Consider the following 19,508-nt stretch of genomic DNA (forward strand, 5'->3'; position numbering starts at 1 on the left):
ATCATATATGCTATGATGATTAAAAATTATTTGATCAATGACCATGATACCACTTAAGTCCGATCAGTTTCGACACAAATTACAGCGCCTAAATCCATTCACAAAGCCCAGCTTGGTATATTCAGCTTATTTGGCATCGTTTTCGCTGCACTCAGCGTTTGCGCTTTGGACGGCATGGGGCGTATTGGCTTTATATGTGCACAGGCCATTTGGTCTGGCAACCTATCCTGCCATGGTGGCGCTACCCATCACTTATTTATGCACCCTTCGGCGCTCAGCGGCTACTCAGACGCTGCTATTGACAGCTGCACTTAGCATCATAACCTTTTGGCTATATACTCAAAAGCCGAGTAATGATCGACCTTGGCAGGATGAAGTTGAAGAACAAATCCGATTTCATCAAATCGGCGATCAAGTCACTGTTGAAAATGTCAGAAATTTTGAATGGATCAGCAAAACTGAGTATGTGCCCAGGTGGGAAGTGCGCAGTTATGATTTATCCCAAATTAAGTCGCTGGATTTGATCGTCTCAATTTGGGATAACGACAATATTGGACATACTTTGCTTTCATTCGGCTTTGATGATGGTCAGCGGATAGCCGTTTCTTTTGAAATCCGCAAAGAAATTGGCGAAAGTTTTTCATCCATTGGCGGGTTTTTTCGTCAATATGAGATGACCATCATCGCCGCTGACGAAAAAGACATCATCTACACTCGCAGTAATGCCCGCGGTGAGCGCGTTTATCTTTATCCGCTGTCATTGCCGCGCAGCGAAATCCGCGAGCTGTTTTTGGCTTATTTGCGCGCGGCTGAAACTCTTGCCGCGCATCCTTCTTGGTACAATACACTATTAGATAACTGCACGACAGCGATATTTGATTTGATGGATCCAATACGCGCCATACCCAATGACTATCGCATCTTATTATCAGGTCGCTTGCCTGAGTATCTATACGAAATTGGAATGATTGACACAGAGTTAAGTTTCAATGAACTAAAAACTCGGGCGCTTATCAATCCAAAAGTTGACCAATACACCCATCAAAATCCCATATCGTCAGCAGAATTTTCCCAAAAAATCCGTGAAAATCTTCCAGATCCCACCATAGAATTTGACAAACAGGTGAAATGAGTCCATAAATCATCAATAAAATCAAAAGTTTATAAAATTTTTATGAGATTGTCATCATTTTATCAAAAAAAAAGCTTGCCAAAATTTTAAAAGTCTATATAATACCCAACATCAAGAACGCGCAGTCATGCGCAGATCGCTTGAAAAACAACTTGGGGACGTGGCGGAATTGGTAGACGCACTGGATTTAGGTTCCAGCGCCGCGAGGTGTGAGAGTTCGAGTCTCTCCGTCCCCACCAAATTTAAAAAGCCAGTGACAGTCATCATTGGTTTTTTTATTATCTAAATTTGGGCCTATAGCTCAGTTGGTTAGAGCAGAGGACTCATAATCCTTTGGTCGCAGGTTCAAGTCCTGCTGGGCCTACCATTTTTACCTTAATAATCAAGGGTTTGCCAGTGTGCAAGCCTTTTTTTATTTAAAACTCTATAACCATTACCACTCACATCCTATTAGTCCTGATAAATCAGTCATGGCTAGGATTTTTAATGATATTCAACTGAGCGAGCTTTGAGCCAAAACAAACAAACCGCCAACAAAGGCGGTAAGTTTGCTTGAAAACCAACAAGTTTTGGAGAAATGATTAAACGGTTTGCCTAAGCATTTAAGCAGTCAGCGCCAATGATTCGCGGCGACCTTTAGCAAGTTTTTTTAGGACGGCAGTGATCATCTCGGCAGTGATCGGCTTTTCTGTCCCTTTAGATAAAATATTCATTTCAATGTTTTGGCGTTTTGGCTGATTCATTGTAATACCCTATGTTTTTCACCAGTGGCTGTTATGAATTTGCTTTGGTGTTTGATTTATTTGTTGAGATCAGTATAACCTAGGTTTACAAATGTACACAACCAATTATTGCCAATTTACCCCGATAAAGTGTAAACACTTGTTTCATTTTTGACATATCTTGTCATATTTGATGGCTTTGGATAAATATGTTAAAAAACAAAGATTTTCATGGATCGTCCATAAAAATAACGCTCAAATTGAGCGTTATCATCAAAAATTGCAAAAGCATTAACCCACCAAAGCATTTTCCCAGCGTGGTAAGACCAATTGCATCAGCGGCTTTAATAATTTGACATTACAAGCAAACACAGAACCAGTCGTCATCGCATTTGGCGCGCCTTTATGATCAACCACCACACCACGCGCTTCGGTCACGATCAGCTCACCTGCAGCCACATCCCAAGGCTTCAACGACATCTCAAAATAGCCATCATAGCGACCTGCCGCAACATAGCACAAATCCAAGGCAGCAGAACCAAAGCGGCGCACTTGACCACCATTTTCACAGATGGCTTGCAAACTGGCGAAATGCTGACGCGCAAAGCTGACGCGCTCTTCGCCCATCATGCGCTCATAAGGATGACCTGTGGTAAACAGTCCGCCTTCAATGGTCTTGCGCTCGCTGACCTGTAATCGGCGCTGATTCATCACTGCCCCACGACCGCGGCTTGCCGAAAACATCTCATCACGAACAGGATCATAAATCACGCCATGCTCAGTGACGCCATTTTTTTGGACAGCGATAGAAACACAAAAATGCGGTACGCCATGGACAAAATTTTGGGTGCCATCTAGCGGATCAATTACCCAACACCAATCAGCATCATGACCCTTGCCCTCTTGTAAGCCAAACTCTTCACCCAAATAAGAATGATTGGGATAGCTTTCTTTGAGCGTAGCAATCGTCAGCTCTTCAGCATAGCGATCAATTTGGGTAACCAAGCCATCAAGCCCCTTAGATTCTACCGCCAAATCAAGGCGATGGCGATTTTGATGCGCTCGCAAAATTTCGTGACCCACTTTTTTGGCTGCGTTTGCCGCCATGACAACCATCGGTTCCATACTACACCTGCTTCATTGAATTAAACTACTTAAAGAGTCAATTTGCGCTCATCACGCAAAAGATTTTTATTATACGTGAAAAACCGCCAAAAACCAATGAAAATTATGGCAATGGCGGCAAATACACAACACAGGATCAATCTGAAAAGGATTTAATGTTTACTCATTAACTCACTCAATGACTGATAAATCCCATCAGCATCCAATCGGCAATGTGACAGCTGCTCTTCGTGACTGGCATGATGAATGAACGCGTCTTTGATGCCGATATTTAAAAGCTTAACTGGCGATTGAGTGGTAATCACAAATTCATTGACCGCACTGCCTGCGCCGCCTGCGATTTGATGCTCTTCAACAGTTGCAATGTGATCAACACCTGCTTCAAGCAGCTGTACAATCAGCTGGCTATCAATGGGCTTAACCCAGCGCATATCAACCACGATACAAGCGATTGCTTGACTATCGGACAGTCTTTGAGCAGCTGTCAGAGCATCTTTTAGGCGAGTACCGAATGACAATACCGCCAGTTTTTTGGTAGTTTGCGTATCGAAGTCTGGTGATTGCCAAACCACATTGGCGCGCCCGATTGGGTAATGCTCGTCCATCATATCGACCTTGCGCCCCACGCCTGCACCGCGCGGATAGCGCACTGCTGCTACACCTTGATACTGATAGCACGTGTTCAAAAGCTGATGACATTCGTGCTCATCACTTGGCGCGGCGATGATCACATTTGGCACACATCTTAAGTATGCCAAATCAAAAACGCCTGCGTGCGTTGCACCATCCTCACCCACCAAGCCAGCACGGTCGATGGCAAAAGTCACATCCAGATTTTGTAGGGCGACATCATGAATGAGCTGATCATAGCCCCGCTGCAAAAAAGTCGAGTAAATCGCCACAACGGGCTTAACACGATCAGAAGTCGCCATGCCAGCTGCCAGCGTTACTGCGTGCTGCTCAGCGATCGCCACATCAAAAAACCGCTCAGGATATTTGGCAGCATACTCAACCATGCCCGAGCCTTCTGCCATGGCTGGCGTGATGGCGACCAGTTTATCATCACGACAGGCTTGATGAAGTAGCCAATCACCGAATATTTGTGAGTATTTTTTGGGGGCGGGTTTGGATATTGGGGGGTTGTTTTCGCCTGCTTTGGGCAATTTTCCAATGGCGTGATAGCCGATTGGATCAGCTTCGGCAGGTAAAAATCCTTTGCCTTTGACCGTATGCACATGGATAAGTACAGCGCCTTTTAGTTGTTTGGCACGCTCTAGTACTTGAATCAACTTAGGCAAATCATGACCATCATAAGGACCAAGATAAGTAAAACCAATCGCTTTGAATAAATTATCTGCAAACAATCTGTCGCCAATTTTTTCGGCAATTTTATCAGGCAATGGTGACGATGGCACACCATGGATCAGCTCACTGATTTTTTCGCTGATTTTACTTGGTAGGCGGCTTGAGACATCTTCAATCGCGCCATTTGCCATCTGTAAATAATGGCGGATGCGGCGATCATCAGAAGAGATGGCACGCTTGACCATCAAAATATTGCCATGCTTATCAATATCCATAGCAAGCCCGCGCTGCCAAAGCTTCGCCAAATGACGCGAGAAACCACCAATCGCTGCTGAAATGGACATGTCATTATCATTAAGGACGACCATCAAATCGGCATTTTGTTGTACTGCATCATTCATCGCCTCAAACGCCATGCCGCCTGTCATTGCGCCATCGCCGATGACCGCCGCCACTTTACGATCCTCACCATGCAGACGCGCCGCCAGACTCATGCCAAGGGCAGCTGAGATTGACGTAGAAGAATGCCCCACGCCAAAAGTATCATACTCGCTTTCTTCTCGCTCAGGAAAAGCAGTCAAGCCATCTTTTGAGCGGATGCTTGGCAAGCGCTCACGGCGACCTGTCAGCACTTTATGAGCGTAGGCTTGATGACCCACATCCCACACCAATTTGTCATAGGGCGTGTTCAGCACCGTATGTAGCGCAATGGTCAGCTCAATCACTCCAAGATTGGCGCCAAAATGCCCGCCGCTGACGCCTGTAGAGTACAGCAAATACGCGCGCAGCTCATCGGCAAGCTGGATCAGTTCGGCGTGCGTCATCGTCTTTAGGTCATCAGGACTGGCGACACGGTCCAAGATCGGCGTGTCAGGACGCGTCGTCAAAATCTCATCAAAGACTTTGGCACGATACGATTGGCGATGGGTGGCTGAATCCGTCATGATTGCTTGGCTTCCGATTATCAATAAATTCACATTTCATCATCAAAAAGAGTATGGCATAATAGCACTTTTGACGAGATGCCGCCAATCTTTTCATAAAATCATGGCAGTGTCATCATTTTATCACAATGGCGTTAAAAGACTATTTTACAAGATAGGCTTTATTTTTGCTAGAAAAACCCCATTGAAAGCTTGATTTTTATTTAATGTTTTAAATGCGTGTTAGGCGTGATTCAAACAGTCAGCTTTACCCACAGATTTGGGTAAATAATTTATTATAATAGACTGATTTTGAAAGAAATTTTTAAGGTATATTCCCTTGTATAAATTTATTACCAAGGCTAAACTGCCGACGATTCATGGCGAATTTGACATTCATATTTTTGAAAATGAGGATGGTCAAGAGCACATTTTATTAAGCACAGGATTGCCAAATGAGTCAGATAAATTGCCCATCGTGCGTATCCATTCTGAATGTTTGACGGGCGATGCGTTTGGCTCACTAAAATGTGACTGTGGACCACAGCTCAATGCCGCGATGAGTGCCATTCAAGCGCATGGCGTGGGGGCGATTTTGTACTTGCGTCAAGAGGGGCGTGGGATTGGTCTGACCAATAAGATTCGTGCTTATGCCCTGCAAGATCAAGGTCATGACACACTGGAAGCCAATTTGTTATTAGGTCTGCCAGCCGATGCGCGCACTTATGAGATGTGTCAGCAGATGCTCTCGCATGTCGGCGTAAGTCAAGTGGCTTTGATGACAAATAATCCTAACAAAGTCAATGAGCTTAATGAGCTGGGGGTCGAAGTGGTTAAACGCATTCCTTTGATCGTTGGCGTTAATAAATACAACGCTTCTTATCTGATGGTCAAAGGTGAGCAGATGAATCACTATATCAAGACAGATGATTTGAACGAACTTCCCTAATCACTCAGGATCATTACTTAGCATAGCCACTTAGGACAATCCATGCAAACGCAAATCCAAACAGTCAGAGCGTTTTTATTAAACCTGCAAGAAAGTATCATCCAAGCACTCGAAGAGCAAGAAAGCTTGGGCGGTGTCGATGGTCGCACAGAGACCAAATTCATCACAGACATTTGGGAGCGCCCCGAAGGCGGTGGCGGTCGATCGTGTGTTTTATCTGGCGGGCAAGTCATTGAAAAAGCAGGCGTGATGTTTAGCCACATCCATATCAAGCAAATGCCTGTTTCCGCCACCATTCGCCATCCTGAGCTGGCAGGCGCTCAAGCCGAGGCTTTGGGCGTGTCCTTGGTAGTGCACCCTAAAAACCCGTATGTCCCGACCAGTCATGCCAATGTGCGATTATTTGTTGCCACGCCCGCTGATGGCAGCGCGCCAATTTGGTGGTTTGGCGGCGGATTTGATCTCACGCCTTTTTATCCCAACCTTAATGATGTCAAACACTGGCATCAAGTCGCGCATGATTTATGCCGCCCTTTTGGTGATGACGTTTACACCAAATACAAAACTTGGTGTGATGATTATTTTTATTTAAAGCATCGTCATGAGCGCCGCGGCGTTGGAGGGCTGTTTTATGATGATGTTAATACCGCCTCCACAGGGTGGGATTTTGAAACTTGCTTTAAATTTATGCAAGCTGTCGGACAAGGCTATATTGAGGGTATCGTGCCAATTTTTGAGCGCAATAAACATCAAAGCTATACCGAGCGTGAACGGCATTTTCAGCTGTATCGCCGCGGTCGCTATGTGGAGTATAATTTGGTGTTCGACCGCGGTACGCTGTTCGGTCTACAATCTAATGGACGCACGGAGTCCATTTTGGTTTCCATGCCACCTTTGGCAGCTTGGGAATATCGCTACGAGCCTGAAGAAGGTACGCCTGAGTTTGAGCTCACCGATTTTTATTTAAAGCCTCAAGATTGGTTGAACTTATAAGCTTTTCTTAAGCACTTTTACCCCCTTATCGCCTCGCTATTGAGGGGATTTTTTAGATTTTATTTTAATCAATTGTTAAATTTTGTGTATTTTTCTGTAAATATACAGATTTTTAAGCAAAACTTGGTTAAAATACCCAAAAAATCTTATCTTTTGATGATAAGTCTTTCCAAACGGAAGTTGTATTTTTAACAAAACGGAGCCGACGCCATGTTTAATAAAATTGCCTTAACCGCCGCATTGTCCGCCACCATGATTTTGGTGGGCTGTAATAATTCAGGCACCTCTGCTGCTAATAATCCTCAGCTTGAAGAGCGCAGTAAGCTTATGAAGGACTGGCGACAAGCCAACGAAGGCATGAAAGCCATGATGGAAAACCCAGATACTTTTGATGCCGCAACTTTTAAAGAGCGAGCTGATTTTATTGCTGACAGTAACGCTGCCATGTGGACTCATTTTGAGGGTGATGCCGCCAAAGGTGGTGATGCCAAAGACGAGGTGTGGACAGATGCCGAAGGCTTTAGAGCTAAGACCGAGGAATTTACCGCATCAATCAATGCGCTATCGGCGGCAGCTGCCACTGCCACTACAGCTGCTGATGTCGAAGCCCAGTATGGCGAAATGGCGAGCAATTGCGGCTCATGCCATAAAGCCTATAAAAAGTAATTAAACTCAATTTAAAATAAAAATGCCTTTACTTAGTGTAAGGCATTTTTTATTTGCGAAATCATCTAAATTGGCGCTTGATAAATTGAACAGTATCGTCTTTTGCTTTTTTGATAGACAGCTTGCGATTGGCACCAAGCATGAGCTTAATCTGCCAAAGTTTTTCTTGATATAGCGCCAAATAATCTTGACGCTGTGCAACATTCATCACACGCTTTGCTGCAAGCACCGCATCCGGTGAACGCGCCTTGATGGCATCTGTCAGCGATATCGCCATCTGAACAGGGTCGTCACTGATATGCGTGAGTAGCCCATAGTCTTTGGCGGTCGGCGCATCCATCATCTCGGCAGTCATAGCAATCTGCTTCATCACATCTCGGCGTATATCGCGAGCGGTGCGCGTAATGCCCATGTCAGCAACTAAGCCCCACTTAGCCTCAAGCACGGATAAGCGGGCATCCGCTGCCGCGATACGAATATCCGCCCCAAGTGCAAGCTGAAGACCGCCGCCCACGCACACGCCCTCTACAACAGCAATGACCGGCACAGGCAAACTCTGCCAAATCAAGCAAACCTTTTGAAACTTACTGGGTGTCGGTTTGGCAAGCTCATACAAGGCAAAACCCAAGCTCTTAGGGTTATTTAAATCCGCCAAATCCAAACCTGAGCTAAAATTCCCATCAGCGCCCATCAAAATCACCGCTCGAATTTCACGATTGCGCTTAAGCTTATGAGCGACCTTAATCAGCTCATCCATCATCTGAAAGCTGATGGCATTTTTTTTATCGGGTCGATTGAGCGTGATGGTGGCGGTCTGATGTTCGATGTGTACAGTGAGCGTCTTTAAATTTTCCATAATTATCCCTTTTGGCGGTTTAGCACATGGTATCATATTGAATACACGCTAAAATAAAAATGAATAACCGATCGGTCACGATCATGATTTTGATAGTAAGTCTCTAAAAATCAGCGATAATGGCGCAGCACTTCTAAAATATCATCGCGCATCATCTGTGCTGTCGGCATTTTTTCGGCATGAAATCGAATAATGGGGATGCCAGAGCTGGCAAGCGCTTTATCTTTTTTGGCATCCTGCTTTTGGCGCGTCTTACTGCTGTGCGTCCAGTCATCAAGCTCGATGGCGGCAAGCACAGTTTGCAAATCATCGGCCACCAAAACAAAATCAACGCTCTGCCGACAAACTCGATTAAACCAAAACTGTCTTTCATTCGCCACATCTTCGGTCGGCTCAATGATTCTAGATAATTGAACTTGTCCAAAAATATGATACTCTGGCAGTGCCATTTTGAGCTTCTTAAAAAACAACACTTCACTGTCAGTCATCAAAGGCATGGGTTCAAATGGCCACACAGGCATATCATCGCCTTTGATTTTTTTGGACTTAGGGCGCAATAAAAACACCAAGATCGCCACACCAGCGATCAGTCCATAGATCATCAAATGATTATCCAATATGTTATCCTTATTATGGCAAGCCATATAAAAAAGCACGGCTTTTGATCCATGCTTTTAAATTCGATAGTTTATCGATCGGTCAATGCAGCGCAAACATCGCGCCGATTATTGAGTCTTATGCACAAAAGCGCCTGATGAAGGAACACGAGAGTCTGCCGCGATTTTGGAGCGCAAGGCTTTTGCGCCTTCTTCTGTTTTTTCGCTACCGACCAATACGCGCAAACCACGGCTGGTGCTACTGGTTGTGACTTTATAGCCAGCGTCACGATACTTTTTAACCACTTCATCGACCTTGTCTTTGTCTGGAGAAATCGCCACTTGAACGGTGTATCGTCCAGACGCTTGAGTGCTTTGAGATTTTGAGTCGGTTTTTTTATCGCTCTTAGGCTCTGTCTTTGATTGAGACTGGTTATCAGATTTTTTAGTTTCTTCTTTAGATTTGGCTTCTCTGGCTTTATTATCACGCTCCAATCGCGCCACTTGAGATGCAGAAGGTATCTTGATGCTACGCCCTGCTCTCAAAATATCATGACGCGTCATGCCATTGGCCTCAACCAATGCCGCCACCGAAATACCATGACGATTAGCGATACCCTGCCAAGTTTCGCCAGGCTGGACATCATAAGTACCCGCCTTGGCAGGCGCTTTGGTTTGGGCATTTTTATCTTCTTTTTTGTTTTCAGCTTTATTTTCGGTGGGCTTATCGGCTGATTTGGCTTTTTCATCCTTAGCTTTTTGCTCAGATTTTTTGGCTTCTTCAGCGGCCTTTTTGGCTTCTTCGGCTTTACGAGCAGCTTCTATCGCTTCAGGGCGTGTCTGAACCGTCGGCGCTGCGATCAGCTCACTTTTGGCCGCGCTGTCTGCCGATACTGCCTGAGTATTGGTCACAGTGCGTCCATTGGCTTCGGCATTGGCTTTTTCGAGGGCTTGTTTGCGTGCGTTGTTTTGCTCTTCAAGCAAAGCTGCCGCTTGCTTTTGCATTTGCAGCGTATGCGCCTCACGTGCGCGCTGCTTTTCAGCCAACAGCTTTTCTTCGGTCGCCACATCTGCCGTCAGAGGCTGAACCACAGGTTTTGCCACCTTGGTATCGGTTGATGTCTGCTGGGCGACTTGTGCCGATTTGGCGGTTTGAGCGTCATTTTTTGCCAGTGCAAAAAAAGCCACGCTACCACCGACGATCAGCGTAATGCCCAATATAATTTGTTTAGAAATCATAACCAAACCACCAACCTGTTATTGACTTTATAGATAGAATTTGCATATGTCGCCATAAGGCTAATTTTATCATAAACTAATAAAAATATCGTTTTTTTATCAAATTGTCAAGACAATCATATATAAAATTTGTGTGATATGGGTAAATGATTTTTAAAATTTAATACGGCTTACCAAATAACTCAATCAAGCTTTCGCTGATCGTATGAAATGAGCCAAAAACCACAATCATATCCTTAGGCTGACTGTCCGCCAAAATACCGCGGGTGGCTGACGGTAGGCTTTGATAGGAAGTCACTTCAGATGGATCGATGTATGCATATACTTGGTTTAAAAGCGTCTCTAGCGGCATTGCTCTTGGGTGATCAATAGCAGCCACATGCCACTGATCAATGGCGATCTCATCCTTGGCAGATGCCACAGCGCTCAATACCGCACCGACATCTTTATCACCCAACATCGAAAACAGGACTTTGAGCGTCGCATCAGGATAGTCTTTGAGATGCTGATGCCACGCCAAAATCCACTGTTTTAAGAAAAACTCGATGCCATGGGCGTTGTGCGCCACATCAAAGATCCAGTGCCTATTTTCGATCGTACGCTGGTCAAATCGCCCAGAGAGTCTAACCCCATCAAGTCCATGCGTGATGGCATCGGTATGAATCTGTAAACCACTTTGTAATACTGCTTCGACGGCGTTGACGGCATTTTGTAAGGATAACTTTGGCTTAGGCAGTCGCATGGTCAAGGCATCATTTGTAAAAATCCACGCTTCACCTTGATCGACATAGTCATAGTCTACGCCCAACTGATATACACGACTCGTCAAACTGTTTGCCACTGCATGCACACTGTTTGGCATCTGGCGTGCGCCCAAGATCACAGGAATATCCGCTCGGATAATGCCTGCTTTTTCTTGACCAATACCCTCAATATCATCACCCAACCAGTCCACATGATCAATGCCAATATTAGTGATGACAGCGACATCAGGATCAATGATATTAACGACATCCAAGCGTCCGCCAAGTCCAATTTCAAGCACCCACACATCACAGCTTGACTGCTCAAAATACCAAAATGCCGCCAAAGTTGTCATCTCAAAAAATGACAAGGTCAAATTTTCAGCAAGGCGCGCTGCTTCCGCCACCTCAAAGGCTGCCACCAAATCATTTTCGGTGATCTGCTCGCCATCAATGCGAATACGCTCAGTAAAAGATACCAAATGCGGCGACTGATACAGCGCAGTTTTTAGACCAGCTGCTTGACAAATTGCGGCGATGGTTGCCGTGGTTGAACCCTTACCATTGGTGCCTGCCACCGTAAAAACTGTTGGTTTTTTATCAGATACCCTACTATCTTTTAGAATGCCCAAGCGCTTGGCAACAGGCAACACGCGCTCAAGCCCCATATCAATGGCAGAGACATGAATACTGCCAATATATTCTAGCCACTGGCTTACAGTTCTTGTCATAATTATGACTCCCAAATACTTTAGGCTATTGTACTTGGTTTGGTGGGCTTTTAAAACAAAAATCACTCAGGGTTGGAAGATTTTATTTGCCAATAAAAAAGACGCCCACAAAGCGTCTTTAATGCATTAAATTTAAGTAAAGGCTAAACGGCAGCTTTTGAGAGTTTTGCTAAAATGCGATGCGTCGTATCGATGAGTTCATGGCGATGTACCACCATATCCACCGCGCCTTTTTCAAGCAAAAACTCAGCTCGCTGAAAAGGCTCATCAAGCACTTCACGCACTGTCTGCTCAATGACACGCTTACCTGCAAAGCCAATCATCGCCTTGGGTTCGGCAATATGTACATCACCAAGCATCGCCAAAGATGCGGTCACACCGCCATATACAGGGTTGGTCAGCACCACCACATAAGGCACGCCTGCCAGTCTCAATCTTTCGATGGCAGCGGATGTGCGTGCCATCTGCATGAGCGATAACAGCCCTTCTTGCATACGCGCGCCGCCTGACGCAGCAAAGCACACCAAAGGCTTTCGCTGTGCCAAGGCTGTTTCGGCAGCTTGGACAAAGCGGTCGCCCACCACAGACCCCATAGATCCGCCCATAAAGCGAAAATCAAAAGCACAAGCAATGACATCTAAGTTTTTAAGCTTACCTGTCATCACCACCAAGCCTTCAGATTCGCCGGTCTTATTTTGGGCTTCTTTCATACGTTCAGGATAAGGCTTAGAATCCACAAAATGCAAAGGATTGCCTGTCGTGAACTCTTGACCAAGCTCTGAATCAATGCTGCTTAAGAACCACTCCAAACGCTGACGCGCCGTCATAGTCAAATGATGATCGCATTCAGGGCACACATATTGGTTTAAATTCAGCGCCGTATTGGTAATCAGCGCATGGCAATTTGGGCACTCGGTCGACGGCTCAGTCTCGACAGCGGTCAAGGTCGGCACAGTGGTTCGCTTAACGCCAGGCACTTCACGCTTTAGCCAAATGGTGGGTTCGGTCAGTTGAGCTTGACTCATAATTTATCCTTTTTACTATGTTTGGGCATCCACCCAATATGGCATATAGTTTACACTTGTAAATTGATTTTGGCAAACAAAATTTAGCCCACAGCCCATCAAGTCATGCCATCACAAGCGACCATGCCCGCCCACTTAAGACTTTTGAATCAGCAAAAATCAATGAATCTCATCAAGCGCTTGTCTTAATTCATCCATCTTGGCAAGCAGCTTAGCTTTGGCTTGGGTGATCTTTTGATCATCATTCTCACAGTCGGCGAAGTTTTTGACCAGCTCTGAGCCGACGATCACGCCATCTGCCACCGCGCCCAGCGCCTTGGCGGAAGCGCCATCACGAATACCAAAGCCCACGCATACAGGGATGTCGGTTTCGCTCTTGACTTGTGCGACTTGCTTGCGCACTTCGTCCACATCCAGCGCGCCCGAGCCTGTCACGCCTTTGAGCGATACATAATAGATGAATCCGCTACAGTTTTCGATCACTTTGGCGCGGCGGTCGGGCTCGGTGGTCGGTGAAAGCAAGAAAATTTGATTAATGGGGTGATCGGTCCGTTCAGTGAGCGCTTTGGGATAACTCCCTGCCTCGCTTGGTGGCAGATCCACCATTAAGATCGCATCGACGCCAGCGTCAGCGCACATCTTGGCAAAGTTATCATACCCAATGATTTCAACTGGATTTAGGTAACCCATCACTAATACAGGCGTCGTTTGGTCGTGTTCACGAAATTTGGCAACCATATTCAGCGCATCTCGCGTACTCACGCCTGCCGCCAGCGCCCTTTCGGCTGCATGGGCAATCACAGGTCCGTCTGCCATCGGATCACTAAATGGCAGCCCCACCTCGATGATGTCCGCCCCATGCTCAACAAGCTTATGCATCAAATCCACCGTCACATCAGGACGTGGATCGCCAGCCATAATATAAGGGATTAACGCTTTTTTGCCGGCTTGGCGCAGCGCCTCAAAAGTCAGTTCAATTCTTGTTTTCATTATGTTCTCATCAAATCATTTACTGTCGGTAATTGGTGGTGGCTTAGTCAGCCTCAATGCCATCTTTTGCCATGACTGTATGCAAGTCCTTATCGCCACGACCAGACATATTCACGATAATTGACTGATCTGGGCGCATAGTTGCTGCTAATTTTAGGCCATAAGCCACTGCATGGGCGCTTTCAAGCGCTGGGATGATGCCTTCTTTGCGAGTGACTTCTTTAAAGGCATGTAAAGCCTCATCATCTGTCGCGCCGACATAGTGAACACGCTCAACATCTTTTAAAAAGCTGTGCTCAGGTCCCACACCTGGATAGTCAAGCCCTGCCGAGATCGAATGCGTGCCCAAGATTTGACCTTCGTCATCTGCCATCAAATAAGTACGATTACCATGCAAAACGCCCACGCGTCCTGCCTGCAGGGGTGCTGCATGATCAGGCGTATCAAGACCTAGGCCATTGGCTTCCACGCCATACATCGCCACTTCACTGTCATTCAAAAAGTCATAAAACAGTCCAATGGCATTCGACCCGCCGCCAACACACGCCACCAATGCGTCAGGCAGGCGACCTGTTTTTTCAAGATGCTGAATCCTTGCTTCACGACCAATGATCGCCTGAAAATCGCGTACGAGCATCGGATAAGGATGCGGACCTGCCACTGTGCCGATGATATAATAAGTGGTATCGACATTTGCCACCCAATCACGCATGGCTTCATTCATGGCATCTTTTAGGGTGCGTGAACCTGAAGTGACAGGCACAACGGTCGCCCCAAGCAGGCGCATCCGATAGACGTTCATTTTTTGGCGCTCGACATCATCTGCACCCATATAAACCACACACTCAAGACCAAGACGCGCCGCAATCGTGGCGGTAGCGACGCCATGCTGACCTGCTCCCGTCTCCGCAATGATGCGCTTTTTACCAACCATCTTAGCGAGCAGCGCCTGACCGATGGTATTATTGACTTTATGGGCGCCTGTATGATTCAAATCCTCGCGCTTAAAAAAGATTTTGGCACCGCCAATCTCACGGCTCAAGCGCTCAGCAAAATACAGTGGCGTTGGGCGTCCGACATAATCCGTCAAGTCCGCCATGAATTCATTCCAAAACTCAGGATCGGCTTTGGCAGTTTTATAGATCTGCTCAAGCTCTTCAAGCGCCTTCATCAAAGTCTCTGAAACAAAACGACCACCGTGTACGCCAAAATGTCCATTGGCGTCAGGGAATTGTCCAAAATCAAGATTCGTTGTCATAAATTACCTTATTTTATTAACCTTTTAAACCACTTCTAAAAAATTTAAATATCGCGCGCAACCGCAAGCCCTGCATAAGTTTGGGCAGTTGGCATCAGCTCGATGGCATTGATATTCACATGCCAAGGCTGTGAGGCGACCCACTGCACTGTATTGCTAATATCGCTAGCGGTCAGATACTCCACACCTTCATAGACTGCGGCTGCCTTGGTGTCATCGCCTTTAAAACGTACCTGACTAAACTGCGTACCGCCGCACATACCAGGCTCAATATTTGTCACACGCACTCGTGTATTGATCAGATCAGCTCTAAGATTATTGCTAAATTGCTTAACAAAAGCCTTAGAAGCGCCATACACATTTGCGCCAAAATATGGATGATTGCCCGCTGTTGAGCCGATATTAATGATCAATCCATGATTATTTGCCACCATATACGGCAAAACCAGATGCGTCACACCCACCAATCCTTTGATATTCACATCTATCATAGTCTGCCAGTCTTGAATGTCGGCAAGGTGTGCCGGCTCAAGACCAAGCGCAAGCCCTGCATTATTAATCAGCACATCAATCTTGGTCAGATCAATGCCGCCAAGCACTTCTGACATCGCCTTAGTATCACAAACATCGAAATGAAGCGGTATGAAGTGCTCGCCAAGCTCTGCCTTAAGTGCATTTAATTTATCCAGTCGCCTGCCCGTACCATAGACGGTGTGCCCTAGGGCTGCAAAATCTCGCGCAATTTGCTCGCCCAGTCCTGCTGTTGCGCCTGTGACAATAATATGCATATGGTATCCTATTTTATCCATGATTGACTCACTGATGGCTGAAAATGCCACTATATCAAAATCGTCAGAATTTGGCATCATTTGATTGTTGGCTTTTATTTTGTATTTATAAATATAAAGCCGATTAGCCGTCTAACGCCAAACAAAATCTATCTGACAGCTGTAATAAAAGCTTGCATTTTGTCAATGTCCTTGACGCCTTTGGCTGATTCAATGCCGCCGCTGACATCCACAGCATGGATCGGCAGCTGCTTGGTGAGCGCGGCATTTTCAGGGGTCAGACCACCTGCCAAAATGATCGGCAAACTGGCATGTTTAGGGATAATTGACCAATCAAACCGCTCGCCCGTGCCGCCAAACTTGTCCGCATGATAAGCATCAAGCAAAATCGACACTGCCCCTTTGGCGTGATACTCATTGACCATCTGAGTGATCGCTTGGGCATCGTGTCGAGATGCATCAATGCGAAGCGCCTTGATCCAGCGCTTGCCTACGAGCGCCGCTTGTCTTTGGCATTCACTTGCAGATTCATCACCATGAAACTGTATCACATCAAAAGGCACAGTGTTAGCGATATGAATCAGCTCATCATCACTGATGTTCACCACCAGCGCCACAATACTCACAAAAGCTGGAATATGTGCCACAAGGGTTTGGGCAAGCGCGGCATCGACAGATCGCGGGCTGGGCGGATAAAACACAAGTCCAATGGCATCGACGCCCGCCGCTACTGCCGCTTGGACATCTTGGGCGCGCCTAAAGCCACAAAACTTGATGCGCATGACTGACTGTGGCACATCTTTTAAAGAGTAAGTCATCTAAAATACCTATGAGCTTGGCAACTGACAAGCGCCTGTACCTTGGGTTGAGACTTCCACCTGCGCACCTGTGAGCATGAATAGATTTTTGACTTGCTCGGCAGCGTTGGTCATCGCCAAGGTCAGCACATCACCTTGACATGCTTTAGAAAGTACCTGTGCTTTGGCATCGGCTTGAGCTTTGGCAAATAATGCCGGATCGCCAGCTACCGCCCCAAATAATCCAGTCTGCCAATCATATACTTCAATATTATCCAAAAATACCTCAAAGATCTCAGACGGCGGCAAAGTGATATGTACGCTTTGGATGGGCTCGCCTGCTGCATTCTGCGATTCGCTGATATGCACCATCTCAGATCCGATGGCACTCAAATCAATGCCTGCAAGCACTCGACCTTTGATAACAAATAGCCCTCTTTGCTTGTCTTGCCAAAGTGCCTGCCATGTGCCATCTTTATTGGCAGTCACAATGGTCTCAACCCCAAATGCCGCCGTTTGTAGGCGAGACAGCGACTGAATCTCTGTGATGACGCCCTCTCGTGTGATCACTTCGGCTTGAGCATCCGGCTTTTTGACCAGCATAAATACGGCAATCAGCGCCAACATACCCAAAAGCGCCATCACAATATATGCCGCCTTGCCGTGTTGGCGGCGATGATTGGTCAAATCTTGTCGAATCATTTTAAAATCCGTTGATTGAGATCGTGTTGTTTAAAATACCATAAAAGCCAAGAAATTTGTGTAAAATCCCCAAAAATTTGTTGTACATTCTTTAAAGTTTGCCGTAATATAAGCTGTTTATGAGTTTTGTTTCATAAAATATTTATTTCAAAAAATAAAGTTTAGCTTTGCTTAATTTTAAAGGTCATATCATGAAAGCCAGCCAATTTATATTTGCCACCTTAAAAGAGACACCCAATGATGCCGACATCGTCTCAAGCCAACTGATGGTTCGTGCAGGTCTGATTCGTAAGCTTGCATCAGGTCTGTATGTATGGATGCCAATGGGTCTGCGTGTGCTTAAGCGCGTCGAGCGCATCGTGCGTGAGGAGATGGAGGGTATTCATAGCCAAGAGCTTTTGATGCCGGTGACGCAGCCAGGCGAGCTTTGGCATGAGTCTGGGCGTTGGGAAGATTATGGCGCTGAGCTTTTAAGATTCAAAGACCGTCACAGCCGTGATTTTGTGTTGGGTCCCACCCACGAAGAAGTCATCACCGACATCGCGCGCAATGAACTTAAAAGCTACAAGCAGCTACCGATCACATTTTATCAGATCCAAACCAAATTCCGCGACGAGATCCGTCCACGCTTTGGGGTGATGCGCGCTCGCGAATTTACCATGAAAGACGCGTATTCTTTTCACATTGACAAAGAGTCACTGGCAATGACTTATCAAGATATGTATGACGCCTACAGCCGTATTTTTACGCGCTTGGGGCTCAATTTCCGTGCCGTGCAAGCAGACACAGGCTCGATTGGTGGTTTTGCATCGCATGAGTTTCATGTGCTAGCGGACAGCGGTGAAGATGACATCGCATTCTCAACCGAATCAGATTTTGCCGCCAATGTGGAGCTTGCAGAAGCCGTCTGTCATGACGAGCGTTTGGCACCCACCCAAGCACGCACTGATGTCGATACACCAGACATGCCCACTTGTGAGGCGGTCGCCAAGCACCTAAACATACCACTGAGCCAAACCGTCAAAACGCTGATCGTCAAAGGCAGTCACAGCCAAGATAATCCTGAGGCGCCCAAATTCATTGCCTTGGTTTTGCGCGGTGACCACACATTAAACGAAATCAAAGCAGAAAAACTTGCCGACGCTCATATTCCTTTGACCATGGCGACTGAAGATGAGCTAAAGGACATTGGACTGATCAAAGGCTACATCAGCGTAGATTTGAACATGCCGGTCTATGTCGATCGTGCCGCAGCGGCGCTGTCTGACTTCGTGTCAGGTGCCAATATCGAGCACAAGCATACCACTGGCATGAACTGGGATCGTGATGCTAAAATCACCCAAATCGTCGATATTCGCAATGTGGTTGACGGCGATCCATCTCCAGATGGTAAGGGCGTGATTAGCATCAAACGCGGTATCGAGGTCGGTCATATTTTCCAGCTGGGGGATAAATATTCAAAAGCTTTGAAATGCTCAGTACTCGGTAAAGAAGGCAAACCTGTGACTTTGATGATGGGCTGCTATGGCATTGGTGTCAGCCGCATCATCGCTGCTGCCATTGAGCAAAATCATGACGATAATGGCATCATCTGGGCAGAAGCTCAAGATAAGGCGGACAGCATCGCCCCGTTTTATGTTGCCATCGTACCAATGAAATCAAAAGATGGTAACGCTGAAGCCAAGGCTGAAGAGCTGTACCAAACCCTAAAATCTCGCGGTATTAATGTCCTGCTTGATGACCGTGATGAACGCCCAGGCGTGAAATTTGCTGACCTTGAGCTGATCGGTATTCCGCATCGTGTCGTGGTTTCAGAAAGAAATCTTGCTGAAAATAAATACGAATATGTCAACCGTGCCACAGGCGATAAGCAGATGCTAAGCCTAGATGAGCTGCTGGCGTTATTTTAACTCTAAGTAGCTGATAATTAAAAAACCTTGTCATCAAGACAAGGTTTTTTAATTATTC

The 19,508-nt window shown here is 46.2% G+C and carries 18 protein-coding genes and 2 tRNA genes; 7 read left to right on the forward strand and 13 right to left on the reverse strand.

Going from position 1 to position 19,508, the window contains the following annotated elements; all coding sequences use genetic code 11:
• Window positions 1-43: 43 nt before the first annotated feature.
• The 3 genes from U0021_RS02515 to U0021_RS02525 all read left to right on the forward strand — a co-directional run bounded on the left by U0021_RS02515 (window position 44) and on the right by U0021_RS02525 (window position 1,499).
• On the forward strand, window positions 44-1,132 hold the full coding sequence (locus tag U0021_RS02515; RefSeq protein ID WP_162816822.1) for a DUF4105 domain-containing protein: 1,089 nt from the start codon (window positions 44-46) through the stop codon (window positions 1,130-1,132).
• Between the two features lie 154 nt (window positions 1,133-1,286).
• Window positions 1,287-1,371 (forward strand) — tRNA-Leu (locus U0021_RS02520).
• Window positions 1,372-1,422: 51 nt separating this feature from the next.
• Window positions 1,423-1,499 (forward strand) — tRNA-Ile (locus U0021_RS02525).
• A gap of 235 nt (window positions 1,500-1,734) precedes the next feature.
• Here the strand turns inward: U0021_RS02525 and U0021_RS02530 are convergent.
• The 3 genes from U0021_RS02530 to dxs all read right to left on the reverse strand — a co-directional run bounded on the left by U0021_RS02530 (window position 1,735) and on the right by dxs (window position 5,228).
• A complete protein-coding gene (locus tag U0021_RS02530) occupies window positions 1,735-1,875 on the reverse strand; it encodes a hypothetical protein (protein WP_192831310.1) in 141 nt (46 codons plus the stop codon).
• 270 nt (window positions 1,876-2,145) lie between these two features.
• Entirely contained in the window at window positions 2,146-2,979 is an 834-nt protein-coding gene (locus tag U0021_RS02535) for an inositol monophosphatase family protein (protein WP_114800973.1), read from the reverse strand.
• 152 nt (window positions 2,980-3,131) lie between these two features.
• Window positions 3,132-5,228, reverse strand: a complete 2,097-nt coding sequence (dxs, locus tag U0021_RS02540; protein WP_114800972.1) for a 1-deoxy-D-xylulose-5-phosphate synthase — start codon at window positions 5,226-5,228, stop codon at window positions 3,132-3,134.
• A gap of 313 nt (window positions 5,229-5,541) precedes the next feature.
• On the opposite strand from dxs, the gene ribA reads away from it, so the two are divergent.
• From ribA to U0021_RS02555, 3 genes are all read left to right on the forward strand, one after another.
• Window positions 5,542-6,156 carry a GTP cyclohydrolase II gene (gene ribA / locus U0021_RS02545; RefSeq protein ID WP_205276572.1) on the forward strand — a complete coding sequence of 205 codons (615 nt, stop codon included), beginning with the start codon at window positions 5,542-5,544 and terminating at the stop codon, window positions 6,154-6,156.
• Between the two features lie 42 nt (window positions 6,157-6,198).
• A complete protein-coding gene (gene hemF / locus U0021_RS02550; RefSeq protein WP_327037538.1) occupies window positions 6,199-7,149 on the forward strand; it encodes an oxygen-dependent coproporphyrinogen oxidase in 951 nt (316 codons plus the stop codon).
• Between the two features lie 210 nt (window positions 7,150-7,359).
• Window positions 7,360-7,815, forward strand: a complete 456-nt coding sequence (locus tag U0021_RS02555; protein WP_114800765.1) for a c-type cytochrome — start codon at window positions 7,360-7,362, stop codon at window positions 7,813-7,815.
• Between the two features lie 61 nt (window positions 7,816-7,876).
• On the opposite strand, the gene U0021_RS02560 is transcribed toward U0021_RS02555, so the two are convergent.
• The 10 genes from U0021_RS02560 to U0021_RS02605 all read right to left on the reverse strand — a co-directional run bounded on the left by U0021_RS02560 (window position 7,877) and on the right by U0021_RS02605 (window position 17,540).
• Window positions 7,877-8,671 carry a crotonase/enoyl-CoA hydratase family protein gene (locus tag U0021_RS02560; RefSeq protein ID WP_114800766.1) on the reverse strand — a complete coding sequence of 265 codons (795 nt, stop codon included), beginning with the start codon at window positions 8,669-8,671 and terminating at the stop codon, window positions 7,877-7,879.
• Window positions 8,672-8,781: 110 nt separating this feature from the next.
• Window positions 8,782-9,288 carry a DUF2726 domain-containing protein gene (locus U0021_RS02565; protein WP_227538720.1) on the reverse strand — a complete coding sequence of 169 codons (507 nt, stop codon included), beginning with the start codon at window positions 9,286-9,288 and terminating at the stop codon, window positions 8,782-8,784.
• A 108-nt stretch (window positions 9,289-9,396) separates the two neighbouring features.
• Window positions 9,397-10,506 (reverse strand): SPOR and LysM peptidoglycan-binding domain-containing protein, encoded by a 1,110-nt coding sequence (locus U0021_RS02570; protein WP_114800767.1) that lies wholly within the window; start codon window positions 10,504-10,506, stop codon window positions 9,397-9,399.
• Between the two features lie 160 nt (window positions 10,507-10,666).
• Complete coding sequence (gene folC, locus U0021_RS02575; RefSeq protein ID WP_114800768.1) at window positions 10,667-11,980, reverse strand: bifunctional tetrahydrofolate synthase/dihydrofolate synthase; 1,314 nt, start codon at window positions 11,978-11,980, stop codon at window positions 10,667-10,669.
• 143 nt (window positions 11,981-12,123) lie between these two features.
• On the reverse strand, window positions 12,124-13,005 hold the full coding sequence (gene accD / locus U0021_RS02580) for an acetyl-CoA carboxylase, carboxyltransferase subunit beta (protein WP_114800769.1): 882 nt from the start codon (window positions 13,003-13,005) through the stop codon (window positions 12,124-12,126).
• Between the two features lie 159 nt (window positions 13,006-13,164).
• Window positions 13,165-13,995: a tryptophan synthase subunit alpha gene (gene trpA, locus U0021_RS02585; RefSeq protein WP_114800770.1), complete on the reverse strand. Its 831-nt coding sequence runs from the start codon at window positions 13,993-13,995 to the stop codon at window positions 13,165-13,167.
• Window positions 13,996-14,038: 43 nt separating this feature from the next.
• Window positions 14,039-15,253 (reverse strand): tryptophan synthase subunit beta, encoded by a 1,215-nt coding sequence (gene trpB / locus U0021_RS02590; protein WP_114800771.1) that lies wholly within the window; start codon window positions 15,251-15,253, stop codon window positions 14,039-14,041.
• A 44-nt stretch (window positions 15,254-15,297) separates the two neighbouring features.
• Window positions 15,298-16,041, reverse strand: a complete 744-nt coding sequence (locus U0021_RS02595) for an SDR family NAD(P)-dependent oxidoreductase (RefSeq protein ID WP_078255746.1) — start codon at window positions 16,039-16,041, stop codon at window positions 15,298-15,300.
• 149 nt (window positions 16,042-16,190) lie between these two features.
• Window positions 16,191-16,823, reverse strand: a complete 633-nt coding sequence (locus tag U0021_RS02600; RefSeq protein ID WP_114800788.1) for a phosphoribosylanthranilate isomerase — start codon at window positions 16,821-16,823, stop codon at window positions 16,191-16,193.
• Between the two features lie 45 nt (window positions 16,824-16,868).
• A complete protein-coding gene (locus tag U0021_RS02605) occupies window positions 16,869-17,540 on the reverse strand; it encodes a DUF4230 domain-containing protein (RefSeq protein ID WP_049237425.1) in 672 nt (223 codons plus the stop codon).
• A gap of 191 nt (window positions 17,541-17,731) precedes the next feature.
• Between U0021_RS02605 and U0021_RS02610 the strand changes: the two genes are divergently transcribed.
• A complete protein-coding gene (locus U0021_RS02610) occupies window positions 17,732-19,450 on the forward strand; it encodes a proline--tRNA ligase (RefSeq protein ID WP_114800772.1) in 1,719 nt (572 codons plus the stop codon).
• The last annotated feature ends 58 nt before the right edge of the window (window positions 19,451-19,508 follow it).

This window comes from Moraxella canis (assembly GCF_034424565.1).
Classification (GTDB): domain Bacteria; phylum Pseudomonadota; class Gammaproteobacteria; order Pseudomonadales; family Moraxellaceae; genus Moraxella; species Moraxella canis.

Coding starts and splice junctions, on each gene's coding strand:
- accD (WP_114800769.1), bottom strand. CDS start 13,005: ATGAGTCAAGCTCAACTGACCGAACCCACCATTTGGCTAAAGCGTGAA.
- U0021_RS02600 (WP_114800788.1), bottom strand. CDS start 16,823: ATGCGCATCAAGTTTTGTGGCTTTAGGCGCGCCCAAGATGTCCAAGCG.
- U0021_RS02560 (WP_114800766.1), bottom strand. CDS start 8,671: ATGGAAAATTTAAAGACGCTCACTGTACACATCGAACATCAGACCGCC.
- U0021_RS02555 (WP_114800765.1), top strand. CDS start 7,360: ATGTTTAATAAAATTGCCTTAACCGCCGCATTGTCCGCCACCATGATT.
- folC (WP_114800768.1), bottom strand. CDS start 11,980: ATGACAAGAACTGTAAGCCAGTGGCTAGAATATATTGGCAGTATTCAT.
- U0021_RS02605 (WP_049237425.1), bottom strand. CDS start 17,540: ATGATTCGACAAGATTTGACCAATCATCGCCGCCAACACGGCAAGGCG.
- hemF (WP_327037538.1), top strand. CDS start 6,199: ATGCAAACGCAAATCCAAACAGTCAGAGCGTTTTTATTAAACCTGCAA.
- U0021_RS02535 (WP_114800973.1), bottom strand. CDS start 2,979: ATGGAACCGATGGTTGTCATGGCGGCAAACGCAGCCAAAAAAGTGGGT.
- U0021_RS02515 (WP_162816822.1), top strand. CDS start 44: ATGATACCACTTAAGTCCGATCAGTTTCGACACAAATTACAGCGCCTA.
- U0021_RS02595 (WP_078255746.1), bottom strand. CDS start 16,041: ATGCATATTATTGTCACAGGCGCAACAGCAGGACTGGGCGAGCAAATT.
- U0021_RS02530 (WP_192831310.1), bottom strand. CDS start 1,875: ATGAATCAGCCAAAACGCCAAAACATTGAAATGAATATTTTATCTAAA.
- trpA (WP_114800770.1), bottom strand. CDS start 13,995: ATGAAAACAAGAATTGAACTGACTTTTGAGGCGCTGCGCCAAGCCGGC.
- U0021_RS02570 (WP_114800767.1), bottom strand. CDS start 10,506: ATGATTTCTAAACAAATTATATTGGGCATTACGCTGATCGTCGGTGGT.
- U0021_RS02610 (WP_114800772.1), top strand. CDS start 17,732: ATGAAAGCCAGCCAATTTATATTTGCCACCTTAAAAGAGACACCCAAT.
- dxs (WP_114800972.1), bottom strand. CDS start 5,228: ATGACGGATTCAGCCACCCATCGCCAATCGTATCGTGCCAAAGTCTTT.
- trpB (WP_114800771.1), bottom strand. CDS start 15,253: ATGACAACGAATCTTGATTTTGGACAATTCCCTGACGCCAATGGACAT.